We start from the raw sequence: 240 nt of genomic DNA on the forward strand, positions 1-240 counted from the left end.
GAAAGCGGCACCCGTTACAACGGGCTGAAAACGGGCATTGATCACCTGGTCGATCTGGGCATCACTCACGTTCAGCTGCTGCCCGTCTATGACTTTGCCACCTGCGACGGACTCCCTGACAGCGATCCTTGTTACAACTGGGGCTATGATCCGCGCAATTACAACGTCCCGGAAGAGCGTTATTCACAGGTGCCGACCGACTACGAGGCACGTGCCAGCGAGTTTAAAACCATGGTGAAT

At 55.4% G+C, this 240-nt stretch carries 1 protein-coding gene; it reads left to right on the forward strand.

Annotated elements, in window-relative coordinates; translation table 11 throughout:
• Positions 1–240: hypothetical protein (locus ACYP03_RS27775; protein WP_459782908.1), on the forward strand; the 240-nt coding region annotated here is incomplete at both ends.

This window comes from Photobacterium sp. R1 (genome assembly GCF_054600795.1).